At 66.6% G+C, this 13,514-nt stretch carries 10 protein-coding genes; 5 read left to right on the top strand and 5 right to left on the bottom strand.

The window, feature by feature from the left end:
• The first annotated feature begins 5 nt into the window (after window positions 1–5).
• The 4 genes from OXG30_11380 to leuA all read left to right on the top strand — a co-directional run bounded on the left by OXG30_11380 (window position 6) and on the right by leuA (window position 6,612).
• Window positions 6–1,187 (top strand): pyridoxal phosphate-dependent aminotransferase, encoded by a 1,182-nt coding sequence (locus OXG30_11380; GenBank protein ID MCY4135496.1) that lies wholly within the window; start codon window positions 6–8, stop codon window positions 1,185–1,187.
• A complete protein-coding gene (locus tag OXG30_11385; GenBank protein ID MCY4135497.1) occupies window positions 1,184–3,082 on the top strand; it encodes a prolyl oligopeptidase family serine peptidase in 1,899 nt (632 codons plus the stop codon). The genes OXG30_11380 and OXG30_11385 overlap by 4 nt, the downstream gene beginning before the upstream one ends.
• A gap of 71 nt (window positions 3,083–3,153) precedes the next feature.
• On the top strand, window positions 3,154–4,731 hold the full coding sequence (serA, locus tag OXG30_11390) for a phosphoglycerate dehydrogenase (GenBank protein ID MCY4135498.1): 1,578 nt from the start codon (window positions 3,154–3,156) through the stop codon (window positions 4,729–4,731).
• Between the two features lie 177 nt (window positions 4,732–4,908).
• On the top strand, window positions 4,909–6,612 hold the full coding sequence (gene leuA, locus OXG30_11395; GenBank protein MCY4135499.1) for a 2-isopropylmalate synthase: 1,704 nt from the start codon (window positions 4,909–4,911) through the stop codon (window positions 6,610–6,612).
• A gap of 4 nt (window positions 6,613–6,616) precedes the next feature.
• Here the strand turns inward: leuA and OXG30_11400 are convergent, their stop codons facing one another.
• The 5 genes from OXG30_11400 to greA all read right to left on the bottom strand — a co-directional run bounded on the left by OXG30_11400 (window position 6,617) and on the right by greA (window position 12,464).
• Window positions 6,617–8,887 carry a beta-propeller domain-containing protein gene (locus OXG30_11400; GenBank protein ID MCY4135500.1) on the bottom strand — a complete coding sequence of 757 codons (2,271 nt, stop codon included), beginning with the start codon at window positions 8,885–8,887 and terminating at the stop codon, window positions 6,617–6,619.
• Window positions 8,888–8,995: 108 nt separating this feature from the next.
• Complete coding sequence (gene leuD / locus OXG30_11405; protein MCY4135501.1) at window positions 8,996–9,589, bottom strand: 3-isopropylmalate dehydratase small subunit; 594 nt, start codon at window positions 9,587–9,589, stop codon at window positions 8,996–8,998.
• Complete coding sequence (gene leuC, locus OXG30_11410) at window positions 9,586–10,986, bottom strand: 3-isopropylmalate dehydratase large subunit (GenBank protein ID MCY4135502.1); 1,401 nt, start codon at window positions 10,984–10,986, stop codon at window positions 9,586–9,588. Before leuC ends, leuD begins: the two co-directional genes overlap by 4 nt.
• 41 nt (window positions 10,987–11,027) lie before the next feature.
• Entirely contained in the window at window positions 11,028–11,936 is a 909-nt protein-coding gene (locus OXG30_11415; protein ID MCY4135503.1) for an alpha/beta hydrolase, read from the bottom strand.
• Between the two features lie 54 nt (window positions 11,937–11,990).
• Window positions 11,991–12,464: a transcription elongation factor GreA gene (gene greA / locus OXG30_11420; protein ID MCY4135504.1), complete on the bottom strand. Its 474-nt coding sequence runs from the start codon at window positions 12,462–12,464 to the stop codon at window positions 11,991–11,993.
• A 56-nt stretch (window positions 12,465–12,520) separates the two neighbouring features.
• Here greA and OXG30_11425 point away from each other — a divergent pair, with 56 nt between their 5' ends.
• Window positions 12,521–13,501, top strand: a complete 981-nt coding sequence (locus tag OXG30_11425) for a 3-isopropylmalate dehydrogenase (GenBank protein MCY4135505.1) — start codon at window positions 12,521–12,523, stop codon at window positions 13,499–13,501.
• The last annotated feature ends 13 nt before the right edge of the window (window positions 13,502–13,514 follow it).

Consider the following 13,514-nt stretch of genomic DNA (forward strand, 5'->3'; position numbering starts at 1 on the left):
CGCTCATGGCTCGCATATCCCAGCGCATTTCCGCCATCGCCCCTTCGGCCACCCTGGCGGTGGACGCCAAGGCCAAGGCCCTGAAGGCCCAAGGGGCGCCGGTGATCAGCTTTGGCGCAGGCGAGCCCGATTTCCCCACCCCGGCGGCCATCTTGGACGCAGCCCGAGCGGCGGTGGACGACCCTCGTAATCACCGCTATTCCCCGGCCGGGGGCCTGCCCGAGCTGAAGGAGGCCATCGCGGCCAAGACCCGGCGCGATTCGGGCTTGGAGGTGGAGCCGTCGCAGGTGGTGGTGACCAACGGGGGCAAGCACGCGGTGTACAACGGCTTCGCCGTGCTGCTCGATCCCGGCGACGAGGTGCTTTTGCCCGCGCCCTACTGGACCACCTATCCCGAGGCCATCGCCTTGGCCGGCGGGGTGAGCGTGGAGGTGTCCACTTCCGCCATTGACGGGTTCATGGTGACCGTGGAGCAGCTCGAGGCGGCCCGCACCGACCGCACCAAAGCGCTGGTGTTCGTGTCGCCGTCCAACCCCACCGGTGCCGTGTACCCCAGAGACCGTGTGGATGCCATCGGCCGCTGGGCCGCCGACAACGATGTGTGGGTGATCACCGACGAGATCTACGAGCACCTGACTTACGACGACAACGAGTTCAGCTCCATGCCGGTGGTGGTGCCCGAGCTAGCCGATCGCTGCCTGGTACTCAACGGCGTGGCCAAGACCTACGCCATGACCGGCTGGCGGGTGGGCTGGCTGATCGGCCCTCCCGACGCAGCCTCCGCGGCGGTGAGCCTGCAATCGCACCAGACCTCGAATGTGTCCAACGTGGCCCAGCGGGCCGCACTGGCCGCGGTGAGCGGGCCCCTGGACGCGGTGGCCGAGATGAGGGCCGCCTTCGACCGACGGCGGCGGGCCATGCACAAGATGCTGAACGGGATCGACGGGGTGACCTGTTTAGAGCCCCAGGGTGCGTTCTACGCCTTCCCATCATTCGAGGGCGTGCTGGGCCGCGCGGGCATCCCCGGCACCACCGCCGAGCTGGCCGGGTGGATCCTGGACGAAGCCCAGGTGGCCATCGTGCCCGGTGAGGCGTTCGCCGGCCCCGGCTATGCCCGGCTGTCGTTTGCCCTCGGCGACGACGACTTGGGCGAGGGCATCGGCCGCATCGCTGATCTGTTGCAGTGACGGACTCCGGAGCCTCGCCCTACGGTAGCTGGCCGTCGCCGATCACCGCGCGGTCGATGGTGGCCGACGCCGCGCTGCCGGTCAGCTTGTGGCACCAGCAGGGACGGATGTGGTGGACCGAGTCGCGACCGGCGGAATCGGGCCGCAATGCGCTGGTGTGCGACGGCACCGATCTGTGGGGCTCGGTCTCGGTGCGGACCCGGGTACACAGCTACGGCGGGGGTGCGTGGTGGCCCGACGGTTACGACGGGGTGTACGCCAGCGACGACTCCGACGGCCGCCTCTGGCACATACCGGCGGAGGGCGAGCCTCGGCCGGTGTCGGCTGAGCCCGCCTTTGCCCATGGCCTGCGCTACGCCGACGGCCGGCCCGACGGGGACGGCACCGTATGCGTGCGGGAGAACCACCTGGTTGCCCGCGAGAGCGGCGGCGAAGAGGCCAACGAGATAGTCCGGCTGAGCCGCAACGGAACTGGCGAGCCCGAGATTGTGGCCACCGGGGCCGACTTCTACGGCTGGCCCCGGCCCAGCCCCGATGGCCAGCGGCTGGCCTGGGTCCAGTGGAACCACCCCAACATGCCCTGGGACCAAACCGAGCTGTGGGTGGACGGCCAGTGCGCGGTGTCGGGCATCGGCTCGGTGGTGGAGCCCCAATGGGGGCACGATGGCCGCCTCTATGTGGTGAGCGACCACAAGGGCTGGTGGAACCTGTATCGGCTCGACGGCACTGATCTGGTTCCCGTGTTCGAGCTCGACGCCGAGACGCACCGCCCAGCCTGGGTGTTCGACGACCCCAGCTACGCGGTGTGCGACGACAACACCGTGGCGGTGGCGGCCATGCGGGGGTCGCTGGCCGAGCTGTGGGCGATTCCCCCCGACGGCTCGGAGCCTCGGCTGCTCGATCTGCCCTGGACGTCGTATGCCAGCGTCCGGGCCGCCGGACCCCACGCCATCTGCGCTATCGTCGCCTCGCCCACGCAGCAGCCCACCGCAGTGCTCATCGACGTGGCCGACGGATCGCACGAAGTCATCCGCCCACCCGCCCGGGCGGCGGTGCATCCCGGGTATCTGTCCAATCCCCGCCCCATCAGCTTTCCCACCACCGGGGGAGCGGAGGCCCACGGGCTGTACTACCCGCCGGCCCACCCCACCGCGAATGCCCCAGCCGGCGAGAAGCCGCCGCTGCTGGTGCTGGGCCACGGCGGGCCCACTGGTTCAGCCCGCAGCCAGCTCCAGCTCGGCATCCAGTACTGGACCAGCCGGGGTATTGCGGTGGTGGACGTGAACTACCGCGGCAGCACCGGCTACGGCACCGCCTACCGGGAGGCCCTCCAGGGGCTTTGGGGCGTCAGCGACGTGGACGACTGCGTGGCCGCAGCCCGCCACCTGGTGCAAACCGGAGAGGTGGACGGCGACCGGCTCATCATCCGGGGCTCCAGCGCCGGCGGCTACACCACCCTGTGCGCGTTGGCCTTCCACAAGGTGTTCGCGGCGGGGGCCAGCCGCTACGGCATCGCCGATCTGGCTGCGCTGGCCACCGACACCCACAAGTTCGAGGCCCGCTACATGGACAGCCTGGTGGGGCTGTACCCCGAGGAAGCCGACATATATGAGGCTCGTTCGCCTATCCACTTCGTGGACGACTTCGACGCCCCCATGATCGTGCTCCAAGGCTCCGAAGACGTGGTGGTGCCCCCCAATCAGGCCGAGATGATCGTGGCCGCCCTGGAGCAGCGGTCGATCCCGGTGGCCTACCTCCTGTTCGAGGGTGAGCAGCACGGTTTCCGCCAGGCCGACAACATCGTGGCCGCCCTGGAAGCCGAGCTTTCCTTCTTCGCCCAGATCCTGGGATTCAACCTTGCCGATAACATCCCCCCGGTGGAGATACACCGGTAGGGCGGGAATTAGCACTGTCGCTGCCAATTGGTCCCCGGTGGGTCACTGAGCGCGGTTTATTCTGAGGGCCGATGGCCAAGGTTCTGGTAGCTGAGAAGATCGCTGACATCGGGGTGGCCAAGCTCCGCCACGCCGGGCATGAGGTTGACGTCCGCACTGGGATGTCTCCCGACGAGCTGCTGGAAGCGGTGGCCGGAGTGCATGCGCTGATCATCCGGTCGGCCACCCAGGTGACTGCCGAAGTGTTCGACGCGGGCAGCGACTTAGTGATCGTGGGCCGGGCCGGAGTGGGTTTGGACAACGTGGACGTGGACGCCGCCACCGACCACGGCGTGCTGGTGGTGAACGACACCTTGTCCAACATCATCTCGGCCGCCGAGCACACTATGGCGCTGGTCTTGGCCCAAGCCCGCAACATCCCCCAGGCCCACGCTGCGCTCACCGACGGCCGCTGGGAGCGCGGGCGCTGGGAGGGCATCGAGCTGAGCGACAAGACGCTGGGCATCATCGGGCTGGGCCGCATCGGCCGGCTGGTAGCCGAGCGGGCCATCGGGTTCGCCATGCGGGTCATCGCCAGCGACCCCTACGTGTCCGAAGAGATGGCTCTTCACAGCGTGATGGCGCTGGTGTCGCTGGAGGAGCTAGTGGCCCAGTCGGATTTCATCACCATCCACGTGGCCCGCACGCCAGAGACCATCGGGCTTATCAACTCTGAGCTCTTGAAGCTGGCCAAGCCAAACCTGCGGGTCGTGAACGTGTCGCGCGGCGGCATTGTGGACGAGGCCGACTTGGCCGAAGCGGTGGCTTCGGGGCGCATCGCCGGGGCGGCCCTGGATGTGTTCGACGGCGAGCCCATCACTGAATCACCGCTGTTCGACCTTGACTCGGTGGTGGTCACCCCCCATCTGGGGGCCAGCACCGAAGAGGCCCAGAGCAAAGCGGGCGACGCCATTGCCGAGCAGGTGATGTTGGCACTGACCGGAGAATTCGTGCCCGCGGCGGTCAATGTCCCGGCCAAGAACGTTCCCGACGTGCTGCGACCCTATCTGCCGCTGGCGGAGCAGCTGGGTCGTTTGTTCGGAAACCTGTGCGATCGCCTGCCCGAGGTGCTGGAGGTGGAGCTCATCGGGGAGATCGGCAAGCCCGACAACACGGTGGCGGTGATGTCGGTGGTGAAGGGGTTGCTGAGCGCGGTGTCGGATATGCAGGTCAGCTATGTGAACGCGATGGACATGGCCAAGGAGAAGGGCATGGAGGTGCGGGCAACAAGCACGCCCACCTCCAAAGAACACGTGAACCTGCTCACTCTGCGAGGCGCGGGCCACAGCCTGGGCGGGCGGCTGACCGGCGCTCGCCAAGAGCCGGTGTTGGTGCTCGCCGACGACCACGCCATCCACATGCCGCCCGCCGATCACATGATCTTGCTGTCCAACGACGACTATCCCGGAGTGATCGGCGCGGTGGGCACACTGCTGGGGGACGCGGGGATCAATATCAACGACATGAACGTGGGTAGGGCACCAACCGGGGAAGGGGCTTCTATGGTGATCGCTACCTCCCAGCCGGTGCCCAAGGCAGTGGCCGAGGCGCTGGTGGCCATCGACGGAGTGCAGTCGGCCCGCTACTTGGGCCTGGCTCCAGCCGATTAGCAGCCTCGGCATGTTTGGTAAACCCCCGTGCTTCAGCGTAGAGTTGTCCCGATGAGCCGCATCCACACCCACCTGCTGCTCTTGTAGGGCGAGCACCCAGAGGTGCTCGCCCCGACCCCCCTGATCCCGCAAGGGCAGGGGGTTTTTTCGTGAGTCAACTCCAATAGAGGCCATGTGATGAAAACCGGATTACACCCCCAACAGCCGTCGGGAATGCCGATCCACAAGTACCAGGCGTTCGATCCGGTCAAGCTGATCGACCGGATCTGGCCCGACGCGGTGCTCACCGGCGCGCCCCGGTGGTGCTCGGTGGACTTGCGCGACGGCAATCAGGCCCTCATCGAGCCCATGAACCCCGAGCGGAAGTGGAAGATGTTCACCGCCCTGGTGGAGGCCGGGTTCAAGGAGATCGAGGTGGGCTTCCCCTCCGCGTCGGAGACCGACTTCCGGTTCGTGAGAGAGATCATCGAGCAGAAGGCCATCCCCTCCGACGTGCGCATCCAAGTGCTCACCCAGGCCCGCCAAGAGCTGATCGAGCGCACCTATGAGGCCATCGACGGCGCCGCCGATGCCATCGTCCACCTGTACAACTCCACCTCCACCGTCCAGCGCCGGGTGGTGTTCGGGTTGGACATGGACGGCATCACCAAAATCGCCACCCAGGCGGCGGAGTGGTGCCGTTCGCTGGAGCCGCAGGTGCCCAACACCGACGTGTTCTACGAGTACTCGCCCGAGTCGTTCACCGGCACCGAGCTGCCCTTCGCCAAGCGGGTGTGCGATGAGGTGGTGGAGATTCTGGCCGACGGCCATGGCAAGCCGGTGATTATCAACCTGCCGGCCACCGTGGAGATGTCCACCGCCAACATCTACGGCGACATGATCGAGTGGATGCACCGCAACCTGGCCCGCCGTGACCGCATCGTGCTGAGCCTGCACCCCCACAACGACCGGGGCACCGCGGTGGCCGCGGCCGAGTTCGGGCTCATGGCCGGCGCCGACCGGGTGGAGGGCACCCTGTTCGGCAACGGCGAGCGCACCGGCAACGTGGATGTGGTGAACCTGGCCATGAACCTGTTCAGCCAGGGGGTGGACCCCGAGCTGGACATCTCCGACATCAACGGGCTGCGCCGGGTGGCCGAGGATTGCAACCAACTCCCCATCCATCCTCGCCACCCCTATGTGGGCGATCTGGTGTACACCGCCTTCTCGGGATCGCACCAAGACGCCATCAAGAAGGGGTTCGAGGCCATGGAGGAGACCGGCCAGACCCTGTTCGAGGTGCCCTACATCCCTATTGACCCCAAAGACGTGGGCCGCACCTACCAAGACGTGGTGCGAGTGAACAGCCAGTCGGGCAAGGGCGGGGTGTCGTACCTGCTCCAGGCCGAAGTGCAGCTTGACCTGCCCCGGCGGATGCAGATCGAGTTCAGCCGGGTCATCCAGCAGATCGCCGAGGACACCGGCGAGGAGATCACCGCCGACCAGATCCACAGCGAGTTCGCCACCGAGTACCTCGGTTTGGACGAGCCCTACCGGCTGAACGGCTATGAGTCGGCCCAGAATGCCCGGGGGGCCGACCGCACCGTGGTCACCGCCCGACTGACCGCCGGGGAAGACCAGGTGGTGGTCCACGGCGAGGGAGCCGGATCGTTAGACGCGTTCGTGACCGGGCTGAACGAGATCATCGACACGCCGATCAAGGTGGTGGACTACCACGAGCACGCCCGGGGCGGCGGGACCGACGCCGAAGCGGTGGCCTACATCGAGCTTTTAGTGGAGGGCCGCGAGCTGTGGGGCTGCGGCATCCACACCGACATCACCACGGCCTCCATGCGGGCCATTGTGAGTGCGTTGAATCGGGCTTGTGCCGGGTTGGGATAGCCCCTCAGTTTGACTTCAGCTCGAACTGATCCTGGTAGGCGAATGAGTTGAGGTCGTTGGCTTGAAGGGCGTACTCGGACATGGTCCAGAGGGTGTCGCCGATCACTAACAGTCGCTGGATGGGCGGGGTCCAGATCCAGCAGATGATCAGCTTCTCGTCGTCGGCGATGTCGATCGAGGGGAAATCTTCCCGGGCCCATTCAGGCTTGACGGGCTCGCAGTCCGTGTTGCCGTAGCGGTCGGGGGCGTCGAGGGGGCAGATTCGGGCGATGCTCTCGCCCCCGTAGTAACGCCCAACGTCCTCGTTGTTCACCGGATGGCAGCCTTCGAACACGATCTGCTGCTCCTGGTGTGACACTCGGCCGAGTTCGGCCACGCCATCGCGGTTCACCCGCAGGGCCACTGCGCCGAAGAAATCGTCGTCGCCTTCGTAGTCGTATCGGGTGAGGGGGATGGCCACCATTTCCTCGGGGTCCCAGTACAAGAAGGCCCGGTGGTCCCACTCGGCCTCGCTGTGGGCGTCGGGGAACACGATCACGTCCAACTCCGACGGGGCGACCGGGTTGCTCACGTCGAACAGCGAAACCTTGGTGCCGCGGGTGCGACCGGTGTCGTCGGCGTCTTGGCCCACGCCGATGAGGAGGCCATCGCCGATGGGGTGCAAGTAAGTGGAGAAGCCGGGGATCTTCAGTTCGCCAGCCACCGAAGGGGCAGTGGGATCAGCCAGGTCGATCACATAGAGCGGATCGACCTGGCGGAAGGTGACCACGTAGCCGATATCGCCCGCGAAGCGAACCGAGAAGATGCGCTCGCCCCGGCCCAGGTTGTCGACGCGGCCCATCTCGATGAGCCGTCGGCCTTGCTGTTCGAGCACCACAACTTGGCTCTCAGAGGTCTCAGTATCCCACGGTTCGCCGATGGTGGTGGCCACCCGGAAGTAGTCGTTGTGCTCGTCCATGGAGAACTGGTTGAGCAGATGGCCCTCCACCGTGCCCGACGCCTCGTAGCGGGCCGGGCCGTCGGTCGACACCGAGAACTTGTGTACGACAGTGGTCCACTCCGTCGGCGCCGAGATGCTGACTGTGTCTCCGTCATTCACTGGCTCGGCCCACACCGGCGTACTGGAGGCCAGATAGAGCGACTGGCCCGAGCCGTACAGCGTGTGGCCGTCGGCCAGCACCGAGGCGGCATCGCCGGTGCCCAGCGGTTCGTCCAGATTGAAGCTCAGCACCGACAGCACGGTGAACCCGGAGAACTCAGCGGGGGTGTAGAGCTGTTCGCACGCGGGCAGCAGACCGGCCCGGGTGCCGCCGGGCCCGTCGAATCGATAGGCCGGAAGCCATGCCCCCAGCCCGGCAGTGGCGGCGATCTCCTTGTTGGCCCGCTCAGCGGCCTCTTCAGCGTCCGGGCCGCTGGGGTACACGAACTGGAACTGCGCCGGGTAGCTCGACATCGACATCCACACCACGTCGCCCACCGAGCGGGCGCTCAGGTAACTGCCCTCCACTCGGAGTTCGGACACCACCTCCATGGATCCCGGGTTGGACAGGTCGATCTCTTGGATGAGCGCCACCGGGTTGCCGCGGAAGATCACATCCTCAGCCATGACGTGATCGCCCTCGATGTCGTGGGCCGCAACCGGCTCCAGCCCCTCGGAGTGGCTGGTGGAGAACACCATGGCCCGGTCGCCCCGGATGAAGATCTCCTGGCCCCAGCCCCAGGATGATTCCGATGTCAGGTTTACGCTGCCCAGGTACCGGGGCTGGTCGCTGGAGACGTCCACATAGTGCAGCCGGCCCTGGGTCACGGCCAGAATGCGGTTGCCGTCGGTCTTGATGATGTCGGGCTCGTCCACCCCGGCCACCTGCACGTTGGTGGAGGAGAAGTCGCCGTCGCTGCTGCTGGCTGGCGCCGACTCGGCCGACTCGGCCGCCGGGGCGGCGGAGTCGTCGGCCATCATATCGGCTTCCTGGATAGCGAATGGCTCGGGAATCCCGAAACGGGGGCCGTCGTCGAGGCCGTAGGGACCTACCCGGGCGATGGTCTCGGTCCGCAGGTAATCGAGCAGCGTGGAGCAGTCGCCGAAGCTCCGCAGCGCCGACAGCAGCTCGATGTCGTCCAGTACCACCGTCGGCACCGGCGTCCCGTCAGTCTCGCCCGTCACCTCTCCAGGGGTTTCGTCCGCGGCGGTGCCGCTGACTCCACCGGTGATCCCCGGCGTGTCAGCAGAATCAGACGAACAGGCCGCGGCCAGCAAAGCCAGGGACACGACCATTGCAGACAGAACAAGTGCGGTTTTACGGATCTTCAGCATGCAACTAAGACGGCCTGATCCGACAGGTTGGTTCCCAGCAATTCGAAAAAATTTTTCGATGGGATCAATCTAGGCCAGCGACGGCATCCAGGTGGGGCGGGCGGCCTCGAAGGCGTCGATGGCGTCGGTGTGGGCCAGGGTTAGTCCGATGTCGTCGAGGCCCTCCAGCAGGCGGTGCTGAACGGCGCCGTCGAGGGGGAAGTCGGCGCTCACACCGGCGGCTGGGGCTGACACGGTGAGCTGTTCGACGTCAACAGTGATCTCGATAGAGGGGTTGTCGGCTACCGCGTCGAGCAGCGTGCGGGCCATGTCTTCGCTCGCCTGCACGGGGACCAGGCCGTTCTTGGTGGAGTTGTTGCGGAAGATGTCGCCGAATCGGGGGGAGATGACCGCCTCGAAGCCGTACTGCTGGATGGCCCACACCGCGTGCTCCCGAGAGGAGCCGGTGCCGAAGTTGGGGCCGGCCACCAGGATGCGGGCATCGGCGAAGCGGGGATCGTTGAGCACGAAATCAGGGTCTTCGCGCCACTCCGAGAACAGCCCTTGCTCGAAGCCGGTGCGCTCCACCCGCTTGAGCCAGTCGCTGGGGATGATCTGGTCGGTGTCCACGTCGCTGCGGTCCAGCGGCAGCGCAGTGGCGGTGATCACTCGCACTGGCTTCATGACAGATCTCCTGGGGTGGCGAAGGTGCCGGCCACCGCGCTGGCGGCGGCAACCGCGGGCGACACCAGATGAGTGCGCCCGCCTTTGCCCTGGCGGCCCTCGAAGTTGCGGTTGGATGTGCTGGCGCACCGCTCGCCGGGGGCCAGCTTGTCGGGGTTCATGGCCAAACACATGGAGCAACCCGGCTCCCGCCAGTCGAACCCGGCGGCTTTGAACACCTCGTGCAGGCCCTCGGCCTCGGCTTGGGCCTTGACCGCACCCGAGCCGGGAACCACGAAGGTGCGCACGCCGGAACGCACCCGGCGGCCCTCCACCACCGAGGCGGCGATGCGCAGGTCTTCGATGCGGCTGTTGGTACACGAGCCGATGAACACGGTGTCCACCGGGATCTCCTTCAGCAGGGTTCCGGGCTCGAGGCCCATGTAGTCGAGCGCCCGGGCGGCCGCATCCCGCCCGCTGGCCTCGGCAAAGCTGTCGGGGTGGGGCACGGTGCTGTTGATGGGGGCCACTTGGCCAGGATTGGTTCCCCACGACACATGGGGGACCAATTCCGATCCGTTGATATGGACTTCCTTGTCGAAAGCGGCGTCATCGTCGGTCGCCAGGCTGCGCCAATCGGCCAAAGCGGCCTCCCACGCTGGTCCCGCGGGTGCTCCCGGCCGCCCCTGGAGATATTCAAACGTGGTGTCGTCGGGGGCGATCAGCCCCGCTCGGGCGCCGGCCTCGATAGACATGTTGCACACCGTCATGCGCCCTTCCATCGACAGCGAGCGGATGACCGACCCCCGGTATTCGATCACCGAGCCGATACCCCCGCCGGTGCCGATGCGCCCGATGATGGCCAAGATCACGTCCTTGGCCGTGCAGGTCATCGGCAGGGTGCCGTCCACCGTCACCGACATGGTGCCGGGGCGCTGCTGGGGGAGGGTCTGGGTGGCCAGCACGTGCTCCACCTCGCTGGTTCCGATGCCGAAGGCCAGCGCCCCGAACGCTCCGTGGGTGGAGGTGTGGCTGTCGCCGCACACGATGGTCATGCCCGGCTGGGTGAGGCCCATTTCCGGCCCGATCACATGCACGATTCCCTGGCCGGGGCTTCCCATCGGGTACAGGGTGATGCCGAATTCCTCACAGTTGGTCCGCAGCGTCTCCACTTGCTGGCGGGAGATGGGATCGGCAATGGGCCAGGCGATGTTGTCGGTGGGCACGTTGTGGTCTTCGGTGGCCACCGTGAGGTCGGGCCGCCGCACCGTCCGGCCGTTCATGCGGAGGCCGTCGAATGCCTGCGGCGAGGTCACCTCGTGGATGAGGTGCAGGTCGATGAACAGCAGGTCGGGCTCGCCCTCGGCTTGGTGAACGACGTGTCGGTCCCAGACTTTTTCACTGAGGGTTCGGCCCATGTGCGCTCCGGTTTCTCGCGGCTAGCGGGGTTGATCTGAGGCTATCGGCTGGTCTCAGAAGACGATGGATCGAGGGCAACAGAGCTCCCAGTTTCTGAGCTGGCCGACACGCCCACAGAGTCCAGCGCCTTGCTCAGGCAGTCCCAGAAGCTGTCGAAGTCGGTGACCACCGACGCGTGGCCACCCCGATAGGAGAAGACGCTGATGTCGGCGATGGCGTCGCCCAGCTCTTGTTGGAGATAGTCGGGCACCACGTTGTCGCCCAGGGTGCGGACTTGGGCGATGGGCATGGGCAGCTCGGCGATCCAGTCCGAGGAATCGAAGTTGAACAGCTCGGTGCCGGCATCGAGCATCGCTTGGGGGTCGCCCTTGAGCACCTCGGTCTGGGCCCATCGGCTGATGTTGCTGCCGATGACGTTGAACACGGTCTGCTCCCAGCCCCAGTACCGCAGCTTCACGGGAGCCAGACGGGAGGCGGCGGCCACCACCGGAAGCAGCGAGAAGCGGATGGCCCGCAATCCCCGGCCTCGGAAGCTGGTGGAGGTGGCGCCCAGCACCAGCCCGGTGATCCGGTCGGGAGCAGATCGAGCGGCCAGTTGCGCGATGGCGCCGCCCATGGAGTAGCCCACGCACACGAAGCGGTCGATGCCCACAGCATCGGCCACGGCCAAAACGTCGGAGGCGCAGTCGGCGAACCTGAAGCGCCGGGTGGAGAGGCCGTCGCCGTGGCCCCGGTGGTCATAAGCCACCACGGAGGCCCGCTGTGAAATGGGCTGGAAGGCCGGGTACCAGTTCAGGTCGGCGGTCACTGTCCAGCCGTGCAGCAGCATGACGGTGGGAGAGCCCGGCGGACCCTCGGCCCGTCGAACGAACACCTGCCCCCGACCGGGCAGGTCGATTGACTCGCCCGGCGGCAAGCTGGGGCCGATCGGCGCGCCGCTACTGCTCATGGCAAATCCCCGACCAACTCGTCGGGGTAGGGCGATGGCACTGCCGTTGCGCCGCTACTGCTCAAGGGACACGATTTGAACCGACAGAGTCCCGCCGGCGGGACTCTCAAACGACACGGTGTCGCCGACGTCCGCCCCGATAATGGCCGCTCCCATCGGAGAGGCCGGGGAGATCACGTCGAGTCCGTCGTGGCGCTCCTCGATCGATCCCACCAGATAGGTCTCCACGTCATCGGGATCGCCGTCGTAGGCCACGGTGACCACCGAGCCCACCGCCACCGTTGTTCCGTCGCCCGCTTCGACGATCTGGCAGTTGTTCAACAGCGCGCTGAGCTGGGCGATGCGGGTTTCCATCTTGCCCTGTTCGTCTTTGGCCGCGTGGTAGTCGCCGTTCTCGCTCAGGTCTCCCAACTCGCGGGCCGCTTCGATCTTCCGGGCGATGTCAACCCGTCCGACCGTGGTGAGCTGTTCGAACTCAGCCCGCAGGCGGTCGTATGCCGTCTGGGACAGCTCATGGGTTTCCGGCATAGCGGACCAGTTTAGTGTTCGCTTTGGGGGAGGCTGTATTCGTATTCTGATGGGCCATGGCCCACGTGATCGGAGTACTAGGCGGCGACGGCATCGGCCCCGAGGTTGTAGCCGAGGGCCTGAAGGTGCTGGACGCGGCTGGCGTGGAACTCGACACGGTGCCCTACGACCTCGGCGGCGCCCGCTACTTGCGGGACGGCACTGTGCTGACCGACGAGATTATGGACGAGTGGCGGGGGTTGGACGCCCTGTATGTGGGGGCGGTGGGCACCCCCGACGTGCCCCCCGGGGTGATCGAGCGGGGGCTGCTGCTGCGGATGCGCTTCGAACTCGACCTCTACGTGAACCGCCGCCCGTTTCGGGCGCCCGACGGCTCCTTCGAGTTCGAGGTGATCCGGGAGAACACCGAGGGCACCTACGCCGGCGAGGGCGGGTTCCTGCGCCGCCACACCCCCCAGGAGGTGGCCACGCAGGGTTCGGTGAACACCCGGTTCGGTGTTGAGCGCTGTGTTCGCTACGCCTTCGAGCTGGCCCGCAGCCGCCCGGGGCGCCACCTCACCTTGGTACACAAGACCAACGTTTTGACCTTTGCCGGAGACCTCTGGGAGCGGGCGTTCAACGAGGTGGCCGAGGAGTATCCCGACGTGGCCACCGCCTACAACCATGTGGACGCGGCCTGCATCTACTTCGTGGAAGACCCCAAGAGCTACGACGTGATCGTGACCGACAACCTGTTCGGCGACATCCTCACCGACTTGGGCGGCGCGGTCTCCGGGGGTATCGGGCTGGCCGCCTCGGCCAACCTGAACCCCGATCGCACCGGGCCGTCGATGTTTGAGCCGGTGCATGGCTCAGCACCCGATATTGTGGGGACCGGCCGGGCCAACCCCACCGCCGCGATTTTGTCGGCCGCAATGATGGTTGAGTTCTTGGGCGAGACCGACGCAGCCAACCGGATTCGGGCCGCCTGTGCCGACCCCACAACTCAATACGGGACCACCACCGAGATCGGCGACGCCATTGCAGAGAGGGTGTGAGCCCCGAATGATC

The sequence above is a fragment of the bacterium genome (assembly GCA_026708015.1).
Lineage (GTDB): Bacteria > Actinomycetota > Acidimicrobiia > Acidimicrobiales > Bin134 > Poriferisocius.